Annotated in this window: 25 protein-coding genes; 7 read left to right on the top strand and 18 right to left on the bottom strand. The window is 70.2% G+C overall.

Translation table 11 applies throughout. The features are described 5' to 3' along the window. Nucleotides 1-99 precede the first annotated feature (99 nt). Nucleotides 100-1,743, top strand: a complete 1,644-nt coding sequence (locus tag ACZ6SA_RS24575; protein WP_465830648.1) for a BCCT family transporter — start codon at nt 100-102, stop codon at nt 1,741-1,743. An 85-nt stretch (nt 1,744-1,828) separates the two neighbouring features. Here ACZ6SA_RS24575 and ACZ6SA_RS24570 read toward each other — a convergent pair whose 3' ends face one another. From ACZ6SA_RS24570 to ACZ6SA_RS24555, 4 genes are all read right to left on the bottom strand, one after another. After that, nucleotides 1,829-4,333, bottom strand: a complete 2,505-nt coding sequence (locus tag ACZ6SA_RS24570; RefSeq protein ID WP_465830647.1) for a polysaccharide lyase family 8 super-sandwich domain-containing protein — start codon at nt 4,331-4,333, stop codon at nt 1,829-1,831. 93 nt (nt 4,334-4,426) lie between these two features. Beyond that, the gene (locus ACZ6SA_RS24565) at nt 4,427-5,080 is read right to left on the bottom strand and encodes a hypothetical protein (protein ID WP_465830646.1); all 654 of its coding nucleotides are present in this window, start codon (nt 5,078-5,080) and stop codon (nt 4,427-4,429) included. Beyond that, complete coding sequence (locus tag ACZ6SA_RS24560) at nt 5,077-6,615, bottom strand: WXG100-like domain-containing protein (RefSeq protein ID WP_465830645.1); 1,539 nt, start codon at nt 6,613-6,615, stop codon at nt 5,077-5,079. Before ACZ6SA_RS24560 ends, ACZ6SA_RS24565 begins: the two co-directional genes overlap by 4 nt. Further along, the gene (locus ACZ6SA_RS24555; protein WP_347645699.1) at nt 6,612-6,929 is read right to left on the bottom strand and encodes a hypothetical protein; all 318 of its coding nucleotides are present in this window, start codon (nt 6,927-6,929) and stop codon (nt 6,612-6,614) included. The genes ACZ6SA_RS24560 and ACZ6SA_RS24555 overlap by 4 nt, the downstream gene beginning before the upstream one ends. A 241-nt stretch (nt 6,930-7,170) precedes the next feature. On the opposite strand from ACZ6SA_RS24555, the gene ACZ6SA_RS24550 reads away from it, so the two are divergent. After that, nucleotides 7,171-8,172, top strand: a complete 1,002-nt coding sequence (locus ACZ6SA_RS24550; protein ID WP_465830643.1) for a LacI family DNA-binding transcriptional regulator — start codon at nt 7,171-7,173, stop codon at nt 8,170-8,172. A 31-nt stretch (nt 8,173-8,203) separates the two neighbouring features. Here ACZ6SA_RS24550 and ACZ6SA_RS24545 read toward each other — a convergent pair whose 3' ends face one another. The 3 genes from ACZ6SA_RS24545 to ACZ6SA_RS24535 are packed head-to-tail and all read right to left on the bottom strand — an operon-like array spanning nt 8,204 to nt 11,270. Further along, the gene (locus ACZ6SA_RS24545; RefSeq protein WP_465830641.1) at nt 8,204-9,034 is read right to left on the bottom strand and encodes a carbohydrate ABC transporter permease; all 831 of its coding nucleotides are present in this window, start codon (nt 9,032-9,034) and stop codon (nt 8,204-8,206) included. Continuing rightward, nucleotides 9,031-9,960 (bottom strand): carbohydrate ABC transporter permease, encoded by a 930-nt coding sequence (locus tag ACZ6SA_RS24540; protein WP_465830639.1) that lies wholly within the window; start codon nt 9,958-9,960, stop codon nt 9,031-9,033. The genes ACZ6SA_RS24545 and ACZ6SA_RS24540 overlap by 4 nt, the downstream gene beginning before the upstream one ends. Then, nucleotides 9,957-11,270 (bottom strand): extracellular solute-binding protein, encoded by a 1,314-nt coding sequence (locus ACZ6SA_RS24535; protein ID WP_465830637.1) that lies wholly within the window; start codon nt 11,268-11,270, stop codon nt 9,957-9,959. The genes ACZ6SA_RS24540 and ACZ6SA_RS24535 overlap by 4 nt, the downstream gene beginning before the upstream one ends. A 147-nt stretch (nt 11,271-11,417) precedes the next feature. On the opposite strand from ACZ6SA_RS24535, the gene ACZ6SA_RS24530 reads away from it, so the two are divergent. Together ACZ6SA_RS24530 and ACZ6SA_RS24525 are read left to right on the top strand one after the other, a co-directional pair. After that, nucleotides 11,418-13,214, top strand: coding sequence for a glycoside hydrolase family 2 protein (locus tag ACZ6SA_RS24530; RefSeq protein WP_465830635.1), 1,797 nt, complete (start codon nt 11,418-11,420; stop codon nt 13,212-13,214). Between the two features lie 52 nt (nt 13,215-13,266). Continuing rightward, nucleotides 13,267-13,554 carry a hypothetical protein gene (locus tag ACZ6SA_RS24525; protein ID WP_347645703.1) on the top strand — a complete coding sequence of 96 codons (288 nt, stop codon included), beginning with the start codon at nt 13,267-13,269 and terminating at the stop codon, nt 13,552-13,554. Between the two features lie 29 nt (nt 13,555-13,583). On the opposite strand, the gene ACZ6SA_RS24520 is transcribed toward ACZ6SA_RS24525, so the two are convergent. The 6 genes from ACZ6SA_RS24520 to ACZ6SA_RS24495 all read right to left on the bottom strand — a co-directional run bounded on the left by ACZ6SA_RS24520 (nt 13,584) and on the right by ACZ6SA_RS24495 (nt 17,801). Further along, nucleotides 13,584-14,279, bottom strand: a complete 696-nt coding sequence (locus ACZ6SA_RS24520) for an IclR family transcriptional regulator (RefSeq protein ID WP_347645704.1) — start codon at nt 14,277-14,279, stop codon at nt 13,584-13,586. Further along, a complete protein-coding gene (locus ACZ6SA_RS24515) occupies nt 14,276-15,541 on the bottom strand; it encodes a cytochrome P450 (protein WP_465830632.1) in 1,266 nt (421 codons plus the stop codon). The genes ACZ6SA_RS24520 and ACZ6SA_RS24515 overlap by 4 nt, the downstream gene beginning before the upstream one ends. A gap of 22 nt (nt 15,542-15,563) precedes the next feature. Next, a complete protein-coding gene (locus ACZ6SA_RS24510) occupies nt 15,564-16,328 on the bottom strand; it encodes an alpha/beta fold hydrolase (protein WP_443152091.1) in 765 nt (254 codons plus the stop codon). 10 nt (nt 16,329-16,338) lie between these two features. Continuing rightward, nucleotides 16,339-16,827 (bottom strand): ATP-binding protein, encoded by a 489-nt coding sequence (locus tag ACZ6SA_RS24505; protein ID WP_347645707.1) that lies wholly within the window; start codon nt 16,825-16,827, stop codon nt 16,339-16,341. Then, the gene (locus tag ACZ6SA_RS24500) at nt 16,824-16,958 is read right to left on the bottom strand and encodes a hypothetical protein (RefSeq protein ID WP_347645708.1); all 135 of its coding nucleotides are present in this window, start codon (nt 16,956-16,958) and stop codon (nt 16,824-16,826) included. Before ACZ6SA_RS24500 ends, ACZ6SA_RS24505 begins: the two co-directional genes overlap by 4 nt. Nucleotides 16,959-17,084: 126 nt before the next feature. After that, entirely contained in the window at nt 17,085-17,801 is a 717-nt protein-coding gene (locus ACZ6SA_RS24495; protein ID WP_465830628.1) for a hypothetical protein, read from the bottom strand. Between the two features lie 170 nt (nt 17,802-17,971). On the opposite strand from ACZ6SA_RS24495, the gene ACZ6SA_RS24490 reads away from it, so the two are divergent. After that, the gene (locus tag ACZ6SA_RS24490; RefSeq protein WP_347645710.1) at nt 17,972-18,391 is read left to right on the top strand and encodes a DoxX family protein; all 420 of its coding nucleotides are present in this window, start codon (nt 17,972-17,974) and stop codon (nt 18,389-18,391) included. A 128-nt stretch (nt 18,392-18,519) separates the two neighbouring features. On the opposite strand, the gene sigJ is transcribed toward ACZ6SA_RS24490, so the two are convergent. From sigJ to ACZ6SA_RS24470, 4 genes are all read right to left on the bottom strand, one after another. Continuing rightward, nucleotides 18,520-19,455, bottom strand: a complete 936-nt coding sequence (gene sigJ, locus ACZ6SA_RS24485) for an RNA polymerase sigma factor SigJ (protein WP_347645711.1) — start codon at nt 19,453-19,455, stop codon at nt 18,520-18,522. Nucleotides 19,456-19,535: 80 nt separating this feature from the next. Beyond that, on the bottom strand, nt 19,536-21,041 hold the full coding sequence (locus ACZ6SA_RS24480) for a tripartite tricarboxylate transporter permease (protein WP_347645712.1): 1,506 nt from the start codon (nt 21,039-21,041) through the stop codon (nt 19,536-19,538). Nucleotides 21,042-21,061: 20 nt separating this feature from the next. Next, complete coding sequence (locus ACZ6SA_RS24475) at nt 21,062-21,523, bottom strand: tripartite tricarboxylate transporter TctB family protein (RefSeq protein ID WP_347645713.1); 462 nt, start codon at nt 21,521-21,523, stop codon at nt 21,062-21,064. A gap of 1 nt (nt 21,524) precedes the next feature. Next, nucleotides 21,525-22,547 (bottom strand): tripartite tricarboxylate transporter substrate-binding protein, encoded by a 1,023-nt coding sequence (locus ACZ6SA_RS24470; protein ID WP_347645714.1) that lies wholly within the window; start codon nt 22,545-22,547, stop codon nt 21,525-21,527. Between the two features lie 169 nt (nt 22,548-22,716). Between ACZ6SA_RS24470 and ACZ6SA_RS24465 the strand changes: the two genes are divergently transcribed. After that, nucleotides 22,717-23,400, top strand: a complete 684-nt coding sequence (locus ACZ6SA_RS24465) for a response regulator transcription factor (protein ID WP_347645715.1) — start codon at nt 22,717-22,719, stop codon at nt 23,398-23,400. A 6-nt stretch (nt 23,401-23,406) separates the two neighbouring features. Beyond that, nucleotides 23,407-25,002 (top strand): sensor histidine kinase, encoded by a 1,596-nt coding sequence (locus tag ACZ6SA_RS24460; protein ID WP_465830624.1) that lies wholly within the window; start codon nt 23,407-23,409, stop codon nt 25,000-25,002. 126 nt (nt 25,003-25,128) lie between these two features. Here the strand turns inward: ACZ6SA_RS24460 and ACZ6SA_RS24455 are convergent, their stop codons facing one another. Further along, entirely contained in the window at nt 25,129-26,103 is a 975-nt protein-coding gene (locus tag ACZ6SA_RS24455) for a TAXI family TRAP transporter solute-binding subunit (RefSeq protein ID WP_465830622.1), read from the bottom strand. Between the last annotated feature and the right edge of the window lie 6 nt (nt 26,104-26,109).

The raw sequence follows: 26,109 nt of genomic DNA, 5'->3' as shown, positions 1-26,109 counted from the left end.
CTCGTGGAACAGCAACCACAGGACACCGGAAAAATCATGGATACCTCGGGAGGAATCAAAGCCGCCTTCCCACCCCGGACGGACTGGGTGGTGTTCGGGGTGGCCGCTGCGCTCACCCTTGCCTTCGTCATCTGGGGAGCGGTCGCCACCGACACGCTGGAGGGCGTGTCGACCTCCATGCTCGACTGGACGATGCACAACCTGGGCTGGGCATTCGTGCTCGCCGCCTCGGGCTTCGTGGTGTTCGTGCTCTGGCTGGCGTTCAGCAAGTACGGCAAGATCACCCTGGGGCAGGAGGGCGAGGAGCCCGAGTTCAGGACGGTGTCCTGGATCGCGATGATGTTCAGCGCGGGCATGGGCATCGGCCTGATGTTCTACGGGGTCAACGAGCCGCTCACGCACTTCGCCGAGCCTCCGCCCGGCACGCAGGAGGCCACCGCGGCCGCGGCGCAGCGGATGGAGACCTCGCTGGCCACCACGCTCTTCCACTGGACACTGCATCCGTGGTCGATCTACGCCGTGGTCGGTCTGGCCATCGCCTACGGGTGTTTCCGCCGCGGCCGGCGGCAGACGATCAGTGCGGTGTTCACCCCGCTGATCGGCGAGCGGCACGCCAACGGAGCCGTCGGCAAGGTCATCGACATCCTGGCCATCTTCGCCACCCTGTTCGGCTCGGCCGCCTCGCTCGGCCTCGGCGCGCTGCAGATCGGCAGCGGCGTCAAGGAGGTCGGCTGGATGTCGGAGGTCGGCGAGACCCTGCTCATCGTGATCATCGCGGTGCTGACGGCGGCGTTCGTGTTGTCGGCGGTCTCCGGCGTGGAGAAGGGCATCCAGTGGTTGTCCAACACCAACATGGTGCTGGCGCTGGTGCTGGTCGTGTTCATCTTCCTGGTCGGCCCGACCGTGCTGATCCTCAACCTCATCCCCACCTCCGTCGGCTCGTTCATCGGTGATCTGGCCCAGATGGCGGCCCGCACCGAGGCCAGCGGCGGCGAAGAGGTCGCCACCTGGCTGTCGGGCTGGTCGGTGTTCTACTGGGCGTGGTGGATCTCCTGGACGCCCTTCGTCGGCATGTTCATCGCCCGCATCAGCCGGGGCCGCACCATCCGGCAGTTCGTCGGCGGCGTGATCCTGGTGCCCAGCGTGGTCAGCCTGGTCTGGTTCGCGGTCTTCGGCGGCACGGCGATGAACCAGGAGGCCGGCGGCGCGGGCCTGACCCGCGAGGCCACCGCGGAGGGCCAGCTGTTCGCGCTGCTCAACGAATACCCCCTGGCGGGCGCCACGACCCTGCTCGTGATGATCCTGGTCGGCATCTTCTTCGTCTCCGGGGCGGACGCCGCCTCGATCGTCATGGGCACGCTCTCGCAGCGCGGCACCATGGAGCCCAGCCGGGTCGTCGTGATCGTCTGGGGCGTGCTGACCGGCGCGGTCGCGGCCATCATGCTGCTCATCGGCGGCGGCGGCGACGCGGCGCTCACCGGACTGAAAAACCTGACCATTCTGGCCGCGGTGCCGTTCATGGTGGTGATGGCGGGCATGTGCGTGGCGCTCACGCGTGACCTGCGGCACGACCCGCTGATCCTGCGCGGTCAGCGTGGCGAGGAGGCCGTGGAGTCGGCCGTCATCACCGGCCACGAGCTCTACGACGGCGAGTTCGAACTCGCGGTCATCGGCGCCAACGGCGACAACGCCGAGGACGCCGAGGACGCCAAGGCCGCCGGCGGCACGCCGAGCGAGAAGTAGCTCCACCGAAGAGACGACGCCTCCCGGTGGCGACCGGGAGGCGTCGTCTTCTCATGGAGGGGCGCTGATCATCCAGGCGATCAGGTCAGCGCAAGGTGGCGGTGAAGGTGCGTCCGTGTGCGTGACGGGTCGCCGCCCGGACCTGGGTGCCGCCCGGCACGCGGCGCACCGTCACACCCTCGTCGGCGGTGTCCAGGCGGAGGGGCCGGCCGTGCAGGACGACCGTGACGTGGTCGCGTTTCATCGTGGGGTCGGACAGGGCGACGACCGTGCGCTCGCCGCTCCGGACGATGACCGAGGCGGGGCCGTCGACGAGCAGGCGCTCCGCGTGGCGCGGGCCGCCGCCGAAGACGTTGGCGGCGACGATCCCGAGCTGCTCGTGCTTGACCGCCTGCAGGCGCCGGTCGTTGGCCAGCACGGTGAGCGGGCCGTCCGCGTAGCCGCGCAGGCGGGCCTCCGTCGCGTTCGGGACCAGGGCGTAGGCCACGGCCGAGACCCCGCCGGCGGCCGGATGGGCGATGGAGGCGGTGAAGACGTTCTTGGTCACACTCGTGTCGGGATTGCTCGCCCGCACGACCCTGCGGCTGCGGGTCACCGTCTCCAGGCCGGCGGCGACGGGCTGCCGGGTGAGGAAGGCGTATCCGACCGACGTGCGGCGGGTGTCGTTGGCGTACCGCAACCAGCGCGGCGGCGACGTGTCGCCCGCCCGCCAGGATTCGCCACGCCAGCCCTCGCCGGTCAGCACGACCGCGTCCCCGGGAGCGGCGATGCGGCTGTCCACGGTGGTCACCGCGGCGCGGCGGCCCTGGCCCGAGACGTCCGCGGCCAGCACCACGATCTCGTCGTCGAACATGAACCACGACTTGGTCGCGCGGGCGTTGCGGTAGACGACGAAGTCGTCGGGCAGGACGCCCCGCTGCTTGGCGGTGTAGGCGGCGTCGTCCGACTGCACCATGCCGGCCACGCCGTACGCGCCGAGCGTGGCGCCGCCGGAGAAGGCGTTGCCGGCCAGGGGGAAGTAGACGTAGGTGTTCTGCGACTCCGAGGAGGAGGTGAAGTTGAGCGGATGGTCCGGGTTCTCGTACCAGAACCGGCCGTACAGGTCGGGGACCGTGCGCCGCTCCTCCTCCGGCGCGGTGATCCCGGCCAGCCGGTACGGCGAGACGGCCGTGTAGTAGTCGACGCCGAAGACCTCGCGCTGGTCCTCGCCCGAGAGGTAGAGGTAGTAGGCGCCGTCACCCTGGAACCAGGGCATGAGGTTCTCGCCGTTCATGTACTCGTACTTGCTGATCCGGTCGGAGCTGCGCGCCAGCCCGAAGGCGTAACCGGGGCGGCGGTGCACGGTCCTGTCCATCGAGTTGAACGCCACCGAACGCTCGGGCGGGTTCAGGTCGGCCGCCGGGATGGCGGAGTCGGCGCGGATGGCCGCGTAGCGGGCGATGCTGACCGGGGAGACGAACGTGCCCGTGTCGGCCTCCGGCAGGAACTTGACGTATCTCTTCAGTGCCTGCGAGCCGTCGCCCTCGACGTGGTCGGCCAGGTCGGCGATGGCCTCCACGATCACCTGGACGTCGGAGTAGCCGGTGTTCGTCCGCGAGACCGCCCGCCCCTTGACGATCTCCATCATCCACCCCTCGAAGATCAGCGGGGCGAAGCCGTCGGAGACCCAGCGGTGGACCACGCCGGCCAGGTCGGAGCCGCCGCCGCTCGTCGCGCCTTCGAGCGTCCTGAGTGTCTGCACCACGCGGGTCAGCAGGGCACGCCCGTAGGAGCCGGTGTAGGCGACCGAGTGGTGCTGGATGAAGGAGCCGTCGTGGTAGTAGCCGTCGGTGACCCCGTGCTGCAGGTCGTAGGGGTCGATCGTGGCGAAGACGGTGGCCTGGTCGGAGATGGCCTTGGAGACGCGGGCGTCGTCGCCGGTGAGCGCGCCCTGCAGGATGCGGTTGCCGGTGATGTCGGCCAGGTTGGCCCCGGTGTGGAAGCGCGAGTCGAGGTCGACGTCGCCGTCCTTGCCGTTGCGCAGGTAGGCGTCCATCGAGGCGATGTACGTGGCCGTCAGGTCGGGGCGCGTTTCCCGCACCCGCTCGTCCAGCAGGACCAGCGTCCTGCTCACGTGGGTGGGGATGCCGATCTCCCAGCTGTGCCAGTTGCCGTAGTAGCCCTTCGACTGGTCGCCGAAGTAGTGCTCGTGCAGCCACTGGAGCCCGTCGACGACCCGGCGCTGGACGGCGGCGTCACCGTCGAGCTCGCCGCCGGGGCTGCGGGTCGCGAGCGCGATCTCGTACAGGTACTGGTAGGCCGAGCGCAGCTTGGCGTCGTCGGTGCCGAGCGCCAGGCCGGCGAACAGCTCGCCGTCACCCGCCTGGTCCATCGCGGCCAGCCGGCGCCTGGCGGTGTCGAGCATCGCCGCCAGCTTGCCGGCGACCTCGGGGCGGGCGTTGACCTCCGCGGTCCCCGCGAAGGTCGCCACGGTGTTGGCGAGCAGCCGTGCGTGATCGGTCGCCGACGCGGCGGCGGCACGCAAGGGAGCGGCTGCCATCGCGAGCAGGCCGGCGGCCGGGAGGAGGGAGAGGATCTGACGACGGGACATGTGCGGCACTGCGGGCTCCATGCCATTGGGGGGTATGCCGGGCTCACCCTACATGATCTAGTTTTCCCAGCCCAGAGCGCACGTGGCTGGTCGTCACCGTACGTTGCCGGATGGCTCGCTGCCGCTTTCGCCCATGACCACCGGTGGGCCGTCGGCGAGCTTCTTCGACGGGAGGTCGCCGGATTCCACGCAGTTCCGTCCCGCGGGCAGGGCCGGCGGCCGGTCGGGGAACAGGTCGGTGACCGGCTCGTGCGAGCTCGGCGCGCGCATCTCGATGGTCATCTCGACGTCGCCAGGCAACTGCCCGAGCCCCTGGGCGACGGCGAAGTAGGACACGCCGTCCACGATCTTGTAGGCGTGCGCGGCGAACGACCACGCGTCCCAGGCGCCTTCCGCCGGCGGGTCGGGGTCACCGGACTCGCGCGGCGGCAGGCACACGGTGGCGTAGACGGTCCAGCCGCCGCCACGCAGTTTCCGCATGCCCCTCGCGGCCTGCCGCCGCGCCTCGCCGGCCGGATCCGCGGCCGGGCCGTCGGCCAGGACCACGGTCACCGTGCCCCGGGTGGCGGGCAGGTCGTCCGACTTCTGGAACGCGACCCTGCGGGCCGGCTCCTCGACGGCCTCGCCGACGAACGGCTGCGACACCATGACGTCGAGCCGCGCCTGGTCGGCGCGCGTCGTGGCGTCGGAGGCGGCACACCCGCTCAGCAGCACGCAGATCGGCACCAGCAGGAGTCGCCGGCTCATCGGGGGGTCACCACGCCCTGGACGTGGTCGTAGCCCAGGGCCGAGACGTCGCCGTTGCGGAAGTCGTCCTCGCTGACGCGGGTCATCTCCCCGCTCGGGTTGTAGAAGACCAGGTTGTCGCCCTCGTGCCCGACGAGCAGCACGTAGTGGGCCGGGTAGGAGTCGCCGATGAGGACCGGCACGGTGTGGCCGGCGTCCACCGCGCCGACGGCGTCGTTGAGCGCCGGGTTGACGGAGCCGGCGTCGGTGTCGTCGACGATCCGCCAGTCGTAGCGCGTGCCGAAGGAGTCGGCGTGCTCGTTCATCTCGCCGCTCAGCCCCCAGGGGGAGGTGCCCAGGCTCTGCGGCCACACGGTGTTGGTGGAGTCGTGGATGCGGTGCTGCTCGTCGGTGAACCTCTGCCGGAGCTCGGCGGCCGTCAGCGGGTTGCCCTTGTCGTCCGTGGTCAGGCTCAGCGCGTACAGCGGGTCGTTCATGGCGCGGGCCACCATGATCGAGGTGGAGCCGCAGGTCGTCTGGTTCTGCTGCTCCAGCTCGACGCCGTTGACGAGCACCTTTCCGCTGCTCGCCGGGTCGACCAGGCTGAGGTGCTCGCGCAACCAGCTCTCGCTCTTGCCGCGGATGGTCGAGGCGAAGGTGGAGATGTCATCGACCGAGTGGCCGGCCGCGAGTGCCTTCATCAGATAGGCGCGTTCCGCCTCGGAGCCGGCGTCGTCGAGGAGGCGTTGCATGCGGGCGCGGTCGTCGTCCGACAGCGCCTCCATCTTCTCGGCGGCCCTGGCCAGCTGCGCCGTGCTCAGGATGCCGTTCTCCTCCTGCGCGGTGCCGTCGATGCCCGCGGCCGCCAGCAGCACCGCGTCGAAGGCGTCGATGTGCGGCGACCGGACCGCGCCCGCGCGTGCCTTGCCCTGCACGTCGCGCAGCCCGCGCTGCAGCGTGTCCACCGCGGTCTCCAGGTCTTCGAAGACCCTGATGGCGCCGGTGATGGCCCCGATGGCCCGGCCGATGTCGTCGGCGATGCCGCCGTCGCCGTCGAACGGCCACACGGTGTTCCACATGTTGCGCACGATGTCCTGGGCGCTGTCGAGCTCGCCCACCGCGTCGAGCAGGTCCTGCCGGTGCTCGCCGAGCCTGCGTTTCAGCCGGCGCAGCTCGTCGGCGTATTCCGTCAGCAACGTGTCCGCCTTGCGCATGGCGGGCGCTGCCTGCTGCAGCAGGTCGTCGGTCGCTTTGAGCGCGGCGAGCGCCTCGGTGGCGGCCTCGCCCTTCCACACCGACGGCACCGAGACCTGCGTGTGGTCGAGATCGGTGGTGGCCGTGTCGATGGCGCCCGCCATCCTGCGGAAGGCCCTGCCGAGGTCGTCGATGCCGTCGGGATCTCCGGGCACGTCCCTGAGGATCGAGCCCAGCGTGTTGATCGTGCTGATGGCCTCGCCGATCATGGTGACCGGGTTGGTGATCGTCGCGAGGAAGCCGACGCCCTGCTGAAGCCGGCTGATCGCGGTCGAGACCTGCAGATAGTCGTCCGAGGTCATGGACGGTCACCGGACGTGGGCGTCTGCCTGGACCGGAGGTAGTCCTCGACAGACTCGAACCCCGCGGCTGACGCGCGCGTCGCCAGGCACCACTTCTCGAGCACCTCGCGATAGACGGTGAACTCCTTCTCCCAGACCTCGCGCACGCCGGTGACGGCGGCGGCCGGGTCGCCGAGCTCGAATTCGGGCTCGGGGGAGTCGACCTTCTCCTTCCACTCGCGGCGGGCGACCCGGAGGTCCTCCGCGGTGTCGCAGACGACTCCGGCTCTCTTCTTGATCCCGCTGTAGGCGTACAGGGCATCTGGAGAGCTCATGGTTCCTCCGGAGGTCAGCACGTGTGCGGATGGGATGAGAACGCACGGAAGAGACATACGTGACCAGGGCTGACAAAGTTTACAGTTCATCTGTCGTCTGCACTACGGCACGCCGTCTCTCCATGTGAGACGCCTGGCCGTGCGGCGCCCGCTCGTGCGGCGAAAAACCCGATGAGATCGCAAGGCCGCGAACAGTACGATGGCACCTCTCTGATACCGATCCCGGGTAAGGCGTCGCCTGATGGCTGTGAGCATGCACGACGTGGCGCGCGCCGCCGGCGTGTCCCAGCGCACGGTCTCCAACGTCGTCAACAACTACGAACACGTCCGCCCGGAGACCCGCCAGCGCGTGCTCGACGCCATGGCCATGCTCGGCTACGTCCCCAACGCCGCCGCGCGCAGCCTCCGCGCCGCCCGCACGGGGCTCATCGCGCTCGTCGTCCCCGACTTCAGGGCCCGCATCTTCGCCGACCTCGCCGGCCCGGTCGTGTGCAAGGCGGCGGCCCTCGGCTACACGGTCATGATCGAGCTGACCGGATCCGACAGGGAGCACGAGCTGCAGGTCCTGACGGGCGGCCGCAACCAGCTGACCGACGGCGCGATCATGATGGCCCTGTCACTGCGGCCCGGCGACGGGCAGCGCCGCCGCGCCGACTACCCGATCGTGCTGATGGGCGACCAGATCCTGGAGGGAGAGGTTCACCACGTCGGCATCCCCAACCGTGAGGCGTCCGTGGCGGTGGCCCGCCACCTGGTCGACACGGGCCGGCGACGGCTGATGGTGCTCGGCTACGACCCCGACGGAGGGCTGACGGCACGCATGCGCGTGCAGGGCTTTCTCGAAGGCGTCGAGCGGGCGGGGCTGCCGGCCGACGAGACCCTGCTGGTCAGGGCCGACTGGACCCGCGAGGGCGGCCGGCAGGCGATCGAGGCGCACATCGGCTCCGGGAGCCCGATGCCCGACGCCATCTTCGCGATGAACGACTCCATCGCCCTCGGCGCGCTCCGGGCACTGCAGGCCAGGGGCATCCGGGTGCCGAAGGAGGTAGCGCTGGTGGGCTTCGACGACGTCGAGGAGGCGTGCTACTCGACGCCCTCGCTGACCTCCGTCTCCCCCGACGTCGAGTCGATGGCCGCCCACGCCGTCGCCATGCTCCACGAGCAGATCACCGGAAAGCCCAGCGGGCGCACGTCGCACATCATGGTCGACTTCCATCTGAAGGTGCGCGAGTCCAGTCAGTGAGCGGCCAGGAACGGAGCCGTGGTGAGGCCGGTCACTGACCGCCGAGCCCGGTGGTGGCGATGCCCTTGATGATCTGCCGCTGGAAGAACAGGAACACCACGATCAGGGGCAGCGCGGCCAGCACGGACTTGGCCATGTTCTCGGCGAAGACGACTCCGAAGCCGGTGGAGACGGTCTCCAGGCCGACGGGCAGGGTCATGAGGTCGGGGTCGTTGGTCACGATGTACGGCCACAGGAAGTTGTTCCACGCGCCGACGAACGTGAAGATCGCCACCGCCGCGATGATCGGCCGCGACAGCGGCAGCACGATCTGGAGGAAGATCCGGAACGATCCGGCTCCGTCCACCCGCGCGGCGTCCTCCAGCTCGCGGGGGATGCTGTCGAAGAAGCGCTTGAGGATGAACACCATCACCGGCGCGACCACCTGGGGCAGGATCATCCCCCAGTACGTGTCCACCATGTTGAAGGCGAGCATCTCGTCGAAGAGCGGCACGATGAAGATGGTCCCGGGGACCATGATCGAGGCGACGGTGAGGCCCAGCAGCAGCTTGCGCCCGGTGAAGTCCAGCCGCGAGAACGCGTAGCCCGCCAGCGCGGAGATCACCAGCGTGATGGCCGTGACGCCGGCCGCCACGATCAGGCTGTTGACCATCCAGGTGGGGATGCTGCCCATCTGGAAGAGGTCGACGTAGGTGTCCCAGGTGTAGCCGCCCTCGGGCAGGATCGTCACGGGGCTGGCGCCGGCGTCCGTCTCGGTCTTGAACGAGGTGTTGATCGCCCACAGGAACGGCGCCAGCATCAGGAGGCTGAACAGGGCCAGCACCACGAAGGCCACGACGCGCCCGGGATTGATGCTTCTCATGACTTGTCGGACCTCCGGGCGAACCGCAGCTGCAGCAGCGACAGGATCAGGATGATGGCGAAGAAGATGTACGAGATCGCCGAGGCGTAGCCGAGCCGGTAGTTCGTGAACCCGGTGTCGTAGACGTACATCAGGATCGAGCGGGTGGAGTCGTCGGGGCCGCCGGCCGTCATCTGGAAGATCTGGTCGAACACCTTGAGCGAGGCCAGCACCTGCAGCACGAGGATGAGCATGGTGATGTTGCGCAGCAGCGGCAGCGTGATCGAGAACAGCTGCCGCCACTTGCCGGCCCCGTCGATCGAGGCGGCCTCGTAGACCGTGCTGGGGATGTTCTGCAGCGCGGCCAGATAGAGCAGGAAGTTGAAACCGAGCGTCCACCACGTGGTGGCGACCGCGACGGCCGCCATGGCGAAGTCCGGGTCCTGCAACCAGCTCCTGCCCTCGACGCCGAAGATGCCGAGGAAGGAGTTGATCAACCCGAGCTCGGGGTTGTAGAGCCACTCCCAGAAGAGGCTGACCACGGTCGAGGCGAGCAGGTACGGCACGAAGAACGCCATGCGCCAGACCCACTGCCCCGGCAGCCCCATGTTGACCAGCAGCGCCGCCGCGAGGGCCACCACGACCAGCGGGATCGTGGTCATCGCGGTGAACAGCACCGTGTTGCCGAACGTGGTCCACACCATCGGGTCCGTGAGGGCCTCGGCGTAGTTGTCGAGCCCGACCAGCTTGGGCTCGGCCCCGGCCGCGAGGTCGCGGTCGGTGAAGCTCATCCAGATCCCGTAGATCAGGGGCCAGAGGAGGAAGAGCACGAAGGTCACGAAGAACGGCAGCACGTAGAGGAGCCCGCCCTGGCTCCTGAGGGTCTTCGACCGCGTCGTGGCCGCCGGGGTGGTGGCGCCCTTGTTCGTGAGAGTGGCCGACGTCATCGTTGCACCGCCTTGGACATGAGAACGTTGACGCGTTCGGCGAAGGTGGCGATGGCGTCCTTGACGGAGGTCTGGCCGGTGAGCGCGTTCTGGATGCTGTTGCGGAACTGGTCCATGAAGCTCGATGCCGAGCCGGTGAAGGAGGACGGCGGGTCGTAGTGGAGGTACGTCGCCGTGACCGCGTAGTCGTTGTTCGGCCGCAGCGCCTTGAACTCCGGTGTGTTGACGACGGGCTGGTAGGCGGGCGTGTGCCCGGCCTGGCCCCAGGGCAACGAGTTCTTGAGGATCTTCGAGACGGCCTCGTAGGCGAGTTCCCGTCGCTGCTCGTCGGGGTCGTCCTGATGCGGGAGGACGAACGTGTGGGAATCTCCCCAGGTGGAGTTGACGTCCGTGCCGAACAGGTTCGGGATCGGCATCGCGCCGAGGGGCATCTTCGCGTCCTGGTACTGCGGGAGCTCCCAGACGCCGGAGAAGGCCAGGCCGGTGTCGCCGCCGAGGAACCACGAGCTCGCCGTGGCGTAGTCGGCGCTGTTGGAGGCGACCTCGCCGTCGACCAGGCTGCGCATCGTCTCGACCGACTCGCCGAACGCCTCGGCGTCGTAGCCGAACGTGTCGCCCGTCAGGCCGAAGGTGGCGCCGTGCTGGGTGTAGAAGGTCCAGAACAGGCGCCACAGCTGGGCGCCGTCGCCGAGGAAGCCGTACGACAGGCCGTACTTGTGGCCGGTGAGCTTCTTGAACTCCCTGCCGAGTCTTTTCAGGTCGTCCAGGCTCTTGATCTCGGGCAGTTTCCCGCCGGACTCGAGCAGCCCGCCCTTTTCGGCCAGTTCGGTGTTGAAGAACGCCACGAACGTGTGCGAGTCGAGGGCCAGGGCGTAGAGCTTGCCGTTGACGATCGAGCTCTTCCATGTCGGGGCCGTGAACGTCGACTCGTTGATGCCGTAGCGGGCGAGCCGGTTGAGGTCCCAGGGGTCGAGCAGGCCGCCGGGCGCGTACCCGGCCAGCCGGGACATGTGCACGATGCCGAGGTCGGGCGCGCGCCCGCCGGCCGCCGACATCGCGAGTTTGGTGTAGTAGGGGGCGCCCCACGCCAGCACGACCTGCTTGATCTCGGCGTTGGGCATGTCCGCGTCGGCCTTGGACACGATCGCGTTCATCCGCTCGCCGTCGCCGCCGGTCATGAGATGCCAGAAGACGAGCTCTCGCGTGCTTCGCGCGGCGGGTCCTGTACCACAGCCGGCGAGCAGGGCGGAGAGTCCCGCGGCCTGCAGCACCCTTCGCCGGGAGAGGCGGGTATCGGGCCACTTGCTCATAAGGTGCTTCCTCGCAGAGGGTCCGGCCGGCCCTCACAACAGGGGGATGGCCGGATGTTGACTCCGGTTGGAGGGAGTGTGGCACACTCTGCTACGTAGCAAAAGGTTTTGTTTTGTCAGTTTTTGTGTTTTCCGGAAGGTTGACAGATGCCGAGTTCCGCCGTGCCCCGACCGGAATACCCCCGCCCGCAGATGGTCCGGCAGGACTGGCTCACCCTCAACGGACCGTGGCAGTTCGAGATCGACGCCGGAGACTCCGGCCTTGAGCGCGGCCTGCGCGAACGCGAGCTCTCCGGGACGATCACCGTCCCCTTCGCGCCGGAGTCGGAGCTGTCCGGGCTCGGGCACACCGACTTCATGGAGGCGGTGTGGTACCGCCGCACCGTGACCATCCCGGCCGCGTGGGCGGGCCGCCGGACCCTGCTGCACTTCGGCGCCGTCGACCACGACGCCACCGTGTGGGTGAACGGCGTCGAGGTGGCCCGCCACCGCGGCGGCTTCTCCCCGTTCACGGCCGACCTGTCGGACGTGGCGCGCCCCGGCGAGGACGCCACGATCGTCGTACGCGCCCGCGACCCCCGCGAGGGACCCCAGGCGCGGGGCAAGCAGTCGACCCGGTACGCGAACTACGAGTGCCTCTACACCCGCACGACGGGAATCTGGCAGACCGTGTGGCTGGAGCCCGTCCCCGACGTGCACCTGCGCCGCCCGCGCATCACCCCCGACGTCGCGACCTCCTCCTTCACCGTCGTCACCCCGCTGTCCGGCAACCGACCCGGCAGCTCGGTCCGGGTGAGCGTCGCCGACAAGGACGGCGCCGTCGCCACCGCGACCGCCCGCGCCGACGCGGACCTCGCCCCCTCCCTGCGCCTGGAGATCCCGCAGGACCGGGTGCGCCTGTGGGAGCCGGGCGACGGCCACCTCTACGACGTGAAGGTCGAGCTGCTCGACGACGGCGGCGCCGTCACGGACACCGTCGACAGCTACGCCGGGCTGCGCTCCATCGCGATCGACGGCAAGCGCGTCCTCATCAACGGCCGTCCCGTGTTCCAGCGGCTCGTCCTCGACCAGGGCTACTACCCCGACGGCCTCATGACCGCGCCCAGCGACGCCGCGCTGCTCCGGGACATCGAGCTGGCGCTGGCCGCGGGCTTCAACGGGGCGCGCCTGCACCAGAAGGTGTTCGAGGAGCGTTTCCTCTACCACGCCGACCGGCTGGGCTACCTGGTCTGGGGGGAGTTCGGCGACTGGGGCGCCCACGACGGGCGCGAGCAGCGGCCGACCGCGTCCTTCGTCACGCAGTGGCTGGAGGTCCTGGAACGGGACGTCTCACACCCGTCGATCATCGGCTGGTGCCCGCTCAACGAGACCCGGCAGCCGATCCACGACCGCGTCTCCCAGCTCGACGACGTCACCCACGGCATGTTCCTGGCCACGAAGCTCGCCGACCCCACCCGCCCGGTCATCGACGCGTCCGGCTACAGCCACCGGGTGCCGGAGACCGACATCTACGACTCGCACAACTACGAGCAGGAGCCCGCCACCTTCGCCGACCTGATGTCCGGCCTGAAGAGGGACGAGCCGTTCGTCAACGACGCCGACGGCCGGCCCATCTCCGTGGCGTACCGGGGGCAGCCGTACTTCGTCAGCGAGTACGGCGGGATCTGGTGGAACCCCGAGCTGGCCGGGACCGATCAGCGGGCGGACCGGCAGACGTCCTGGGGATACGGGCAGCGGGTGCGGACCGAGGACGAGTTCCACGCGCGGTTCGCCGGGCTGACCGACGTGCTGCTGGATGATCCGGACATGTTCGGATACTGCTACACGCAGCTGACCGACGTGTTCCAGGAGGAGAACGGCATCTACCGGTTCGACCGGACGAACAAGCTGGACGTGGAGCGGGTGCGCGAGGTCCAGACCCGGACCGCCGCCTCCGAACGCTGACCTCAACACCGGCTCAACACGTCCTCAACGCGCGCGTACGGACACTGCCGTCATGAAGATTCTCCAAGCGGTATCCGTAGCCGTTCTCGGGGCCGGCCTGGTGCTCACCGGGGCCGGGCCGGCCTCCGCCCAGACCGCCGGCACCGCGCCGGCCTGCGTCGGGCGGTCGCACGCCGACCTGGGCGGGTTCGCGTTCGTCAAGAACCGCTCCTGCGGCAGGGCCGTACGCGTGAAGATCGTCATCAGGTTCGGCAAGGACTCGCCCTGCTGGACCCTGCAGCAGGGGCAGATGCGCCGGCACAACTACTGGGGGAAGTACCAGAAGGTCGTCACCTGCTAGCCAGGGCGGCCTGCCTCGCGCCGCGGCCGTCAGAGGAACCGGGAGATCTCCCTCGCGGTGCTGAGCACGATGGGGGCGATCTCGTCGGCGTCCCGCTCCCCGATGGTCACCATGCCCACACTCGCGGTGGCCGGGCGTCCCGCGATGGAGATCGGGGCGGCGACACCCCAGGCGCCCGGCTGGAGCTCGCCTTCGGTGACCGAGTAGCCGACGGCGCGGGCCTGCGCTATCTCGGGGCGCTCGCCCGGGCGGGGCGGGCGGCCCGCCAGGATCGCGATCCCCGAGGCGGCGCGGTTCGAGGGGTGCCGGGTGCCCGCGCGATAGGTGACGTGGATCTGCGAGGCGCGCGGCTCGGCCACGGTGAGCACGACCGCCTGGCTCTCGTCGATGTCGAGCACCGTGATGAACGCGGTGGCGTTGCAGGTGTCGGCCAGCGCCTGCAACGCCGCCGAGGCCGCGCTGCGCAGCCGGTGTTGCACGGCGGCGTTGAGCTCGACGATGCCGAGGCCCAGGGTGAAGCGGTTGCCGACCCGGGCGGCCAGCCGGTGGTTGCCGAGCGCGACGAGGTGCCGGGAGACCGCGTTGCGGTGGATCCCGGTCAGCTGTGCGAGCTCGGTGATCGTCAACCCGTCCGGATGGTCCTTCAGGATCTCCAGCAGCCGCAGTCCGGTGTCGATCGTCTTCGACACCGCGGTGCCCGCCGTGCCGGGCTGGTCGGCGGTCATGCGGCGCCCAGCCTGGGTGCGGGGGTGTAGCGCAGCGGCAGGTGCTTGACGCCGCCGATGAAGTTCGACACCAGCCGCTCGGGAGGCCCGGCGAGCCGCATGTCCGGCAGCCGCCAGAGCAGCTCCCGGTAGAACGTGCGCAGTTGCAGCCGGGCGAACCGGGCGCCGAGGCACACGTGCGGCCCGTCCCCGAACGAGACGTGGTCGTTGGGCCGGCGCGCGATGTCGAAACGCATCGGGTCGGGGAAGCGCCGCTCGTCGAAGTTGGCCGCGCCGTGGAAGACGACGACCTTGTCGCCTGCGGCGATGGGCTGCTCGGCCAGGACCACGTCGCGTACGGCGGTGCGGCGGAAGCTGAGCACCGGCGGATGCCAGCGCAACATCTCCTCGACGGCGGTGTCGAGCAGCTCCGGGTCGTCGAGCAGCCGGCGATGCTGGCCCGGATGGCCGAGCAGCGCGACCAGCCCGCCGGGCAGGGCCGACCGCACGGTGTCGTTGCCCGCGATGACCAGGAGGAAGAAGAACATCGACAGTTCGGGATCGGTGAGACGCTGCCCGTCCACCTCGGCCGTGGCCAGCGCCGTCATGAGATCGTCCGCCGGCTCCCTGCGCTTGCGGGCGGCGAGCGCGTGGGCGTACTCGAACATGTCCTTGAGCATCGCCGGGGAACGGGGGTTGACCGGTCGGCCGTCCGGGCCGCGCTCGACGGTCGCGTGGTCGGGATCCTGGTAGCCGATCACGCGGTTGGTCCACTCCAGGATCTGGCCGCGGTCGGTGAGCGGGATGCCGAGGAGATCCGCGAGGTTGTGGATCGGGTAGTCGTCGGTCACGTCCACCGGCAGGTCGCACTCGCCCCGCTCGGCGATCTCGTCGATGAGCAGCCGGGCCCGCGTCGCGATGCCGGCGGCGAAACGTTCGACGCGCCTCGGGGTGAACACGCCGGAGACGATCCGCCGGAGCCGGCCGTGATCCGGCGGATCGAGGTTGAGCATCATCCGCCGGATGAACGACAGGTCGGCCGGGTCGGGGTCGCGGATCTGGGTGGCGCCGAGCCAGGAACTGAACTCGCTGGGCGACCGCAGGACACGCACGACGTCCGCGTGGCGGGTCACCGCCCAGAATCCGGGCCCGGCCGGCCAGTCGCCGACCTCGTGCTCCTCCTGCCAGCGCACGGGGTGGTGGTCACGTAGCAGGCGGTACGTCTCGTGCGGGATGCCCTGTGCGTAGATACGCGGGTCGAACACGTTGACCGTCGTACTCACGGGCAACCCTCCAAGGGATCGGTCAGGCGGCCAGGAAACGTTCGATGGCCGACACGAGGGCCAGCGGCGTCTCGTCCATCGCGTAGTGGCCGGCGTCGGCGAAGGTCAGCAGTTCGGCGTCGGTGTACCACTGCAGCCAGGTGCCCCGCATGACGTCGGCGGAGAGCGCGGGGTCGTGCTCGCCGGCGATGACGAGCACCGGCGTGGCGGAACCGGTCACCTCGGTGTGGAAGTCGGTCTTGGCCCAGGCGTCGAGGTACGCACGGTAGGCCGTCACCGTGGAGTTGCCCAGCGAGCCGGCCACCATCTGGTCGAGCCACACGCCGGGAAGCCGGTTGCCGGTGGTGAGGTCGATGATGGCGCGCCGGTTGCCGGGCTCCTCGGCGGACCCGGAGAACAGCGCCCAGCTCTGGTCGTCGAACGGCACGCCGGAGGCCGGCACCGGGGAGATGCCGACGAGCTTGCTCACCCGCCCGGGCGCGTCCAGCATCACGCGCTGCATCGCCGTCCCGCCCATCGAGTGGCCGACCAGGGAGAACGTCTCCCAGCCCAGCTTGTCGGCGAGCGCGATCACGTCGCCGGAGATCTCGGCGAGGGAGTACTCGCCGGTGAGGTCGCGCGCCTCGCCGTACCCCCGGTAGTCGGGGAAGGCGTAGCTGAACGCGTCGCCGTCCAGGTAGGGCTGGATGTTCCTGAAGGAGCTGCGGTCGCCGAACCAGCCGTGCAACACGATCACGTGGTGCTGCCCGGAGCCGGTGACGTCGTGGGGGAGGACGACGGGGGCCATGGTGTTCTCCTTAGCGTTCGGGGCAACCGGATGGGTCGGCGGGCGGCATCGCGCTCGGGTGCTGGGCGCCGCCGTGGCACTGCAGGCTGAACCAGACGTACTTGCCGTTCTCGTGCTGGACCGCGCCCCACTGGTCGGCCTGCGCCTCCACCAGGAACAGGCCGCGCCCGCTCTCGGCGAAGAAGTCGGGAGCCCGGCGCGTGGGGAGGGTCGGGTCGTGGTCGCAGACCGCCAGCCAGATCGTGGTGGCTCCGGCCCGTACGTTGATCCTGATCCCGGAGGAGCCGCAGGGTGGCGGGGCGGCGTGCTGGACCGCGTTGGTGACCAGCTCGCTGGTCAGCTCGGCGATCGTCGCCTCGTTCGCGGGGGAGAGCGGCAACTTCCAGGAGGTGAGCATCCCCGCCACCCAGCGGCGGGCGATGGACGAGGCGATCGGCGAGCAGGGCAGATCGCACCAGCGGGAGAGCAACCGGCTCGTGGAATCGGTGAGCACGTTCACGGCGCGCTCGCTCTCGCCGGCAGCAGGTGGCAGGTCAGTGCGCCGCCGGTGCGGGCTCTCGATCCCACGCCGCCCTCCATGGGGCGCTTGGGGGTGCGTCCGGCCTCGGGTTTCAGATCAATCGCGAACACGGCGTGGGCTTCTCCCGGATGCCCAAATAATGGGCGCGGTGGTCAAAAAACGGGCGTGCAGCGAGGAAAGCATCGGCCGGAACAGGGTCGATGTCAATGCGATTGACAGAAAAAGTCGATCATTCGTCACGACGGTTGCGAAGGCGCTGCCGCGATGTCCCGTTTGCGGCGAAATGCCGCATGTCTTTCGCCGGACACACGTCGGGCGCGGGACCGCCCACCGGTCCCGCGCCCGCTGCTGTGCCCCGGCGTCTCACCGCCGATGGTGAATCTCCTGTACGGGCTCCTGTACGGCTCTCGTACGGGCTCCTCGTCCGGGCGGTAGCCGAGCCGGCCCCGTGTCGCGACGATCACCAGGAACGCCGCCGTGGCGCCCGCGAGCAGCGTGACCCGGCTCGCGTGCTCGGCGTCGGCGATCGCGTCCACCGCCATCCGGGTATGGAACCGGCCCTTGAACGTCGGGCGTTGGGCCGGGTGGTCGGGGTTGAAGAAGTTCGCCCACGCTTGGCGGTAGGTCTTCAGCACCGCTTGCGCTGCTTGGGCGGGGAGTCGAGCCAGCCAGTCGATCTCGTGGCGGGCTTGGCGTATCGCAGTGTCGCATTCCTTCAGCGAGGCGAAGCGGCCTTGGCGGAAGGTGAAGTGCGGCGCCCGCTTGGCTGACGGTGGCGAGCACGCCAGCCGCGCACCCTCCTCGTCGCTCCCGCGTACACCCCATTCGAGGTACAGGTAGGGGCACCTGTGCGGAGAACGCCCAGTGAGCGCGCCGTTCGCAGGTGCGGCGCATCGCCGGGGGCCCGGCCGCGCGGCGGCCGGGCCGGACGCGTGCGCGGGTGAAAGTTTCATGGGCCGGAATATTCGCGAAGGAAGTGTCCGGCCATTTGGCGCGCATCTCGGGCGTTCGCCGGCGGACCCTTCGGCCGGCACGTAGTTGACATTTGTATTGGTTTTTGGAGAACCTGTTTGGGAGCGCTCCCACGATTGGTTCCGAACCTTCCTCTTGAAAGGACACATCGGTGGATTCACTGCTCAAGAATCAGGGGCTCTTCCTGGCTCTGTACCGGATCGTGATAGGGCTGCTGTTCGCCTGCCACGGCGCGGCGACACTCTTCGGCGTGCTGGGCGGTCCGCAGGGCGCGGTGCCCGGCATCGGCCAGTGGCCGGGCTGGTGGGCGGCCGCCATCCAGCTGGTCGGCGGCGTGCTCGTCATGCTCGGCCTGGGCGCGCGTGCCGCCGCCGTCATCTGCTCGGGCAGCATGGCCTACGCCTACTTCTTCGTCCACCAGCCGCAGGCGCTCTTCCCCATCCAGAACGGCGGGGAGAAGGCCGCGCTCTTCTGCTGGGGTTTCCTGCTCGTCGCCGTCCTCGGCCCCGGACGCTGGGCGCTGTCCACGCTGCTCGCCCCCTCACGCCCTCTCGCACACGAAAAGAGATGACGGCGGCGGACTTGCGCACCTGCCTATTGTCATTGCCGGCACGGGAGCTATTCCTGGCCGCCGGAATTCCTCGCGCACGCGAAAACCCGTCCGCGTGATTCAGATATTCACCACGATTCGGCCTCCGGTCAGATATCCGTCCAGGGCCGGAGCTTTTCTGGATTGAGCACGGCCCAGATGCGCTTGATCCGGTCGCCTGCGACGTCGAACGCCATCACCACGATGGTGGCGCCGTCCTGCTGGGCCACGAGCCCGGGCCGGCCGTTGACCGTGCGCTCCAGGATGGTCACGTCGGGCGCCAGGCGGGCGATCTCGACGAAGCGCCGCGCGAGGCGCTCGCGGCCCTCGATCGGGCGCAGCACGGCGTTGACGACCCCGCCACCGTCGGCGGTGCCCGTGACGTCGGGGTCGAGGAGGTTGACGAGGGCGTCGATGTCCTTGGCCTCCCACGCCTGCTTGAAGTCCCTGACGATGCCGGCCTGCCGGGCCGCGGGGGCCTGGGGCGGTCGCGCGGTGCGGATGCGGCGTCGGGCCGAGGCGGCCAGCTGGCGGCAGGCCGCCTCGGTGCGCCCGACGATCCCGGCCACCTCGGCGAAGGAGTAGCGGAAGACGTCGTGCAGGATGAACGCCACCCGCTGGGCGGGAGTCATGGATTCGAGCACGACGAGGAAGGCCATGTTGACCGACTCGTCGAGGGTGACCCGATCGGCCGGGTCGGTCCCGGTGGCGCCCGGCCGGCCGGCACTCCATTCCGACTGCTCGGGCAGCGGCTCGGGGATCCATTCGCCCACATATCTCTCGCGCCGGGCCCGCGCCGAGCCGAGCAGGTCGAGGCAGATGCGGCTGGCGACCGTCGTCAGCCAGGCGCCGGGGGAGTCGATGGCCTCCTGCTGCCGCCGGGACATGGCGTACCAGCGGGCGTACGTCTCCTGCACGACGTCCTCCGCGTCGGCCAGGGAGCCGAGGAGCCGGTAGGCGAGATTGATCAGGTGACGCCGCTCGCTCATGATCGCGCTCAGGCCCGGATCGGGCCGGGCGTGTGCCGGCTCGGATGGGGTGGTCATGGTGCCGCGGCTCCCTCGTTCGCATCTGTCCCTACCCGTACGACGAGACACGGCACCGAACTGTGAGGGCGGCGAAGTGGCTAGTCGTCCTCGGTGAACACCATCTCGCGGCGCTTGCGGATCGTCGGGAGGACGGCCACGACGAGCGCCGCCAGCGCCACGGCCAGCAGCACCGCGGAGATCGGCCGGGTCAGGAAGACCGACGCGTCGCCGCGAGAGATGATCATCGCCCGCCGCAGGTTCTCCTCCAGCAGGGGCCCGAGGACGAAGCCGAGCAGCAGCGGCGCCGGCTCGCAGCCGCACTTGATCAGGATGTAGCCCAGGAGCCCGAAGAGCACGATCGCGTAGACGTCGAACGCGTTGAACCCCAGCGAGTACGTCCCGATCGAGGCGAACAGGATGATCATCGGGAACAGCACCTGGTACGGGATGCGCAGCATGCGCACCCACATGCCGATCAGCGGCAGGTTCAGCAGCACGAGCAGCACGTTGCCGATCCACATCGACGCGATCAGGCCCCAGAACAGCGCGGGCTCGTCGGTGATGACGTTCGGGCCGGGGGTGATGCCGTGCACGATGAACGCGCCGACCATCAGCGCCATCACCGGATGGGCGGGCAGCCCCAGGGTGAGCAGCGGGATGAACGACGTCTGCGCGGCCGCGTTGTTGGCCGACTCGGGGCCGGCGACGCCCTCGATCGCGCCGCGCCCGAACTCCTGCGGCCGCTTCGAGATGCGCTTCTCGACGGCGTACGAGGTGAACGAGGCCAGCACGTGGCCACCGCCGGGCAGGACGCCCAGCGCGGCGCCGAGACCGGTGCCCCGCAGGATCGGTCCGACGATCCGGCGCCGGTCCTCGCGGGTGGGCCAGAGATTCTTCACCTTGCTGACGATCGCCGTGCGGGTCTGCTCGTTCTCCAGGTTGCGCAGGATCTCGGCCACGCCGAACATGCCGACGGCGACCGACACGAAGTCGATGCCTCCGTACAGCTCGCGCTGGCCGAAGACGAACCTGGGCGTGCCGGTGTAGATGTCCTGGCCGACCGTGCCGAGCAGGACGCCGAGGAAGATCATCGCCAGGGCCTTGATCGCGTTGCCGCGCGCCAGCGCGATCGACACGATCAGGCCGAGCAGCACCAGCGAGAAGTACTCGGCCGGGCCGAACTGCAGCGCGACGCGGGCCAGCGGCGGGGCCGCGATGGCGAGCGCGACGGTGGCGATCGTGCCCGCGATGAACGACCCGATCGCGGCGGAGGCCAGCGCCGGGCCGGCCCTGCCCTGCCGGGCCATCTCGTGCCCGTCGAGCGCGGTGACCGCCGCCGACGACTCGCCGGGCAGGTTGATGAGGATGGCGGTCGTCGAGCCGCCGTACTGCGCGCCGTAATAGATGCCGGCCAGCATGATCAGCGCCGTCACCGGCTCGAAGTTGAACGTGATCGGCAGCAGCATCGCCACCGTCGCCGTCGGCCCGATGCCGGGCAGCACGCCCACCGCCGTTCCGAGCAGCACACCCACGAAGCAGTAGAGGACGTTCTGGATCAGGAGGGCCGTCGAGAAGCCCAGGGCGAGGTTGTCGAGAAGTTCCATGCCTCAATCCGGATGTCGCGTCAGAACCCCAGCCACGGGCCCCAGAGCGGGAGCCGCAGCTGGAGCCCGACGACGAAGATGAGCGTGCCGGCCAAGGTGAGCCCGGCGGACACGGCCACGGCCGTGAGCAGCCGCACGCGCGAACTGGCCAGCGTGGTGAGCAGGGCGGTCACCGCCGACGCCGGCACGAACCCGAGCCCCCGTACGGTGAACCCGAAGAACACGAGCGCGAGCGTGATGGCGGCGACCGCACGCCAGGGGATCCGCCCGAACACGATCGCCTCGCCGGCGATGAGCCCCTTGATGACGATGGCCAGGCCCAGCGCGGCCACGAGCACGCCGACCAGCAGCGGGAAGGCGCCGGGGCCCATCCGCAGCGGGGTGCCCAGCTCGTAGCCGAGCGACCCCACCACGAATGCGCCACCGATCAGGATGAAGATTCCCCCGGCGAGGACGTCGGGGAAGGAGCGGCGGCGCTCCACCTCAGGAGGCCTTGACGCCGGCGTCGGCGATGACCTTGCCCCAGGTGCCGAGCTGCTCTTCGAGCTTGGTCTTGTGCGCCTGCGGGGTCGCGCTCTCGGCCGGGACGGGCGCGGTGCCGAGCTTGGCCATCTGGTCGATGACCTTCTGATCGGCCAGCGCGGCCTTCAGCGCCTCGGACAGCTTCTGCACGACGTCCTGCGGCGTGCCCTTCGGGACGTAGAGCCCGTGCCACACGCTGACCTCCAGGCCGGGCAGCCCGGCCTCGGCCGTGGTGGGCAGGTCGGGCAGGCTCTTGACCCGCTCCGGCGTGGTGACGGCGTACGCCTTGACCTCGCCGGCGGTGATCTGGCCGCTGGTGTTGGTCGTCTGGTCGCACATGAAGTCGACCTGGCCGCCGACGAGGTCGGTCAGCGCCGGGCCGGTGCCTTCGTACGGGACCTCCTGGAGCTTCACCCCGGCTGCGGTCTGGAACAGCAGGCCGCACAGGTGGGACGCGGCGCCGATGCCGGCGTTGGCCAGCGTGACCTTGTCGGCGTTCGCCTTCACGTGGGCCACGAGGTCCTTGAGCGTGGCGGGCGCGAAGTCCTTGCGGGCGACGACCGTCATGGGCACCTCGGTGACGAGCCCGACCGTCTCGAAGCTCTCCAGAGGCTGGTAGCCCAGGTCCTTGTAGAGGGCGGGCGCGGTCGACATGCCGATGTGGTGCATGAGCACGGTGTAGCCGTCGGGTTCTGCCCGCGCGACCTCGCCGGCGCCGACCGTGCCGCCCGCGCCCTCGACGTTCTGCACGACGATCTTGCCGCCGAGCTTGGCGGCCATCGGCTCGGCGATCAGGCGGGTGACGGTGTCCGTCGGGCCGCCCGCGCTGAACGGCACGACGATCGTGATGTTGTCGTCAGGGTAGCCTCCGCCGGCGTCGGCGGTGCCTCCACCTCCGTTGCCGGAACACGCGGCGATGAGCGAAACGACGCCGATCGTGGCGATCATCCGCGCGGTGGCCCGGTATCTGCTGGACGTTCTCATGTCGAGGCCTCCTCGTCAGCGCATTCGCTTCCGTCGGTGAGTGCGCGGCCTCAGTCTGGGCTGGCAGGGGCGCGGATAGTGTCAGAGGAATCCCAAGGAATGCACAAGATGTCAGAGAAATCCCAAGAACGGGCTAACACCGGCGTTTGACCGGGTCGTACAATCCACTATGCGGATCACCATCATCGAGGATGACGACCGCGTGGCGCGGGGTCTGGTGACCGTCCTGGCTCAGGCCGGGTTCGAGGTCCACCGCATCGCCACCGCCGCCGAAGCCGTGCGCGCCGACCCCACCGACGTTGTCCTCGTCGACCTGGGCCTGCCCGACGGCGACGGGCTCGACGTGATCCGCAAGCTGCGCGACCGCCCGGAAACCGCCGTCATCGCCGTGACGGCACGCTCGGAGGAGCACGAGCGCGTACGCGGCCTGCGCGCCGGCGCCGACGACTACATCGTCAAGCCGTTCGGCATCCCGGAGCTGCTGGCCAGGATCGACGCCGTCCTGCGGCGCACCCGGCTGGCCCGCGCCCTCAGCCACCCCGACGAGCCCCTCGTCCTCGGCCCGCTGCGGATCGGTGTCGGCACCCGCGAGGTCACCGTCGACGGCGCCCCCGTGACGCTGACCCGCAAGGAGTTCGAGCTGCTCCTGCTGCTGGCCAGGCGGGCCCCCAACGTGGTGAGCCGCGACGTCATCCTCGACCAGATCTGGGGCGCCACCTGGGAGTCCTCCAGCCGCACCCTCGACACCCACATCGCGGCGCTACGGCACAAGCTCGGACCGGCCGTGGTCATCCGTACGATCCACGGGGTCGGCTACCGGCTCCTGGCCGAGCGGCCGGAGCCGACCGGCTGACCCGCCATGCACCGTCGCCTGCTCGTCGTCCTGGTGCCCCTCGCGGTGCTGCTCGTCGCGGCGCTCGGGGTGCCGCTCAGCGTCACCGTGGCCGAACGCGAGATCCAGGAGACGTACGTCGACCGGCTCAACGACGTCGGACGGTTCTCGTCGCTGGCCGAGACCGCGCTCTCGACCGGGCGTACCGAGGCGCTCCAGCAGGAACTGGCCCGCTACCACGAGCTGTACGGGATCCCCGTCGCGGTGATCGACACCTCGGGCACGGTGCTGCTCGGACCCGCGGACGCCTACCAGGAGGCGGCCCGCAAGGAGCCGGCGCTGCCCCGCATCGTGACGGCCGCGCTGGCCGGGGCCAGACCCGAACCCTCAGGGGAATGGGCGCCGTGGGACGACTCCGCACTCGTGGTCGCCGAACCCGTGGGCCGGGACAGCGAGGTCGTCGGCGCCGTCGTGACGATCTCCGACCTGTCGAAGACGCGCTCCCGCATCCTCGCGCGCTGGGCCCGGCTCGCCGGTCTCGGACTGCTGCCGCTGATCGCGCTCGTGGCCGTCGCCTGGCCGGTGTCGGCGTGGGTGCTGCGGCCGGTGCGCGAACTGGACGCGGCCAGCTCGCGCATCTCCCAGGGCGACCTGACGATCCGCGCGGACGCCGAGGCGGGCCCGGTCGAGCTGCGGCGGCTGGCCGAGTCGTTCAACACCATGATGGACGCCGTCGAGAACGCCGTGCAGCGGCAGCGGGCGTTCGTGTCCGACGCCTCCCACCAGCTGCGCAACCCGCTGACCAGCCTCCGGCTCGCCGTGGAGAGCCTGGAACCGCACCTGGGCCCGGCTGACGGGTCCGGGAACGGGGCCGGCGACAGGGCCGGCGACGGGCGTCAGGTGTACGCCGTCGCCGTCGACGAGCTGAAAGCCATGCAGCGGATGCTGAACTCCCTGCAGGCCAGCGCGCGGATGGAGAGCATAAGGACGGCGTCGCCGGTGGACCTCGACGCGGTACTGGCGACCCGGGTGGACCGGTGGCGGGCGCTGACGGAGAACGCGGGGCAGACGCTGGCGGTCGACGTACCGCCGGGTCTGCGGCTGCTGGAGCCGTCCGGAGGGCTGGGCAGCATCCTGGACGAGCTGATCAGCAACGCGTTGCGGCTGTCGGACGCGCGGGCGGTGGAGGTGACCGCCCAGGCCGATCCGGGCGAGACCGGCGGCCCAGGCGGTGGGCCCAGTGATGGGCAGGGAGATGGGCCCGGTGATGGGCAGGGTGATGGGCAGGGTGATGGGCAGGGTGATGGGCCCGGGGCCGGTTCCGGGGGCGGTGGGGTGGTCACGATCGTCGTCCGTGACGACGGGCAGGGGATCGACGCGTCCGAGCGGGTCCAGGCGCTACGGCGGTTCTGGCGCTCGCCGCGGCACCAGAACGTGCCGGGGACCGGCCTCGGACTGGCGATCTGCGCCGACCTGGTGGGGGCGGCCGGGGGCGAACTGCGGCTGGAGGACGGGTTGCCGCGTCCGGACGGGTCGGGGCACGGATTCGCCGCGGTGGTCGCGTTGCCCGCCGTGCCCCGGGTGGCGTCGCCGCCGGACGCGCCGGCTCCTGCCCCCGCCTGAGCCTCGCCTGCGACCTCCGGCACGAGCCTCGCTCGGGACGCCTGAATCCCCAGCCTGAGACCTCCTGAATCCCGCGGCCTGAGACCTCCTGAATCGGGCGACGGAGACCTCGGCCGGCGCTCGGGATCAGCGCTTGCGGTCGCGGAACCAGGCGGCCGCGCCCGGATGGAGCGGGATCGACGCGGTGGAGATGCCGGTCCGTACGTTGATCTGCCACGCCTCGGGTATGGCTTCCGGACCGCCCCCGGCGGCGTCGGGCCCGCCGGAGGTGATCGTGCCGGTGTGCGTGAAGATCGTGTCGGTGATGGCGTGGACCAGGTCGTCGGGCAGGTCGTTGCGCGCGAGAAGCACGTTCGGGACGGCGACCGTGCGGGTGGCGGGGACACCGGCGTAGGCGGTCGCGGGGATCATGGCCGGGGTGTAGGGACCGGGGAACGCCGTGAAGAGCGCGGGCGCCTGCTCGTCCAGGTGGATCAGCCGGATCGCGTGTTGCCTGGCCAGCTCCGTGATGGCGGGTGTCGGGACGCCGGTCAGGGAGAACATCGCGTCGATCTCGCCGTCGCGCAGCGCCGCCGCCGATGCGGCCTGGCTGAGGTAGTGGCCGTCGGCGTCCACCGGCCCGGACTCCAGGACCCGCAGCGAGGTGAACTCGGTGCCCGAGTCGCGGGCGCCGAGGGAGACCCGCTTGCCCTTGAGGTCGCGGAACTCCTCGATCGGCGAACCGGCCATGACCACGAGGTGCAGGTGGCTCTCGTACAGGCGGCAGATCGCTGAGAGCCCCTCGGGAGCGCTGCCGTCAGCCATGATCAGCGCGTCGAGGCTCGTCAGCCCGAGCTGCACCTCGCCCGCCCGCAACATCCGGATGTTGTCGGTGGACGCCCCGCTCGGCACGGTGCGCACGGTGGCGCCCGGCACCCGCTCGGAGATGTGGCCGGCCAGCGCGCCGCCGATGCGCCGGTAGACCGCCCCCGCCGGCCCGGTGGCCAGCCGCAGGTCGACCTCGTCGGCCTCGGGCTGCTGGGCGCACCCGGCGAGCAGCCCTCCAGCGGCCAGGAGCACCGCCCGCCGGCTGGGCCGCGGCTCCGGGTTCAGCAGCACCATGCCCGC

The sequence above is a fragment of the Nonomuraea sp. NPDC049378 genome (assembly GCF_055586745.1).
This window is presented reverse-complemented; position numbering and strand designations above follow the sequence as displayed.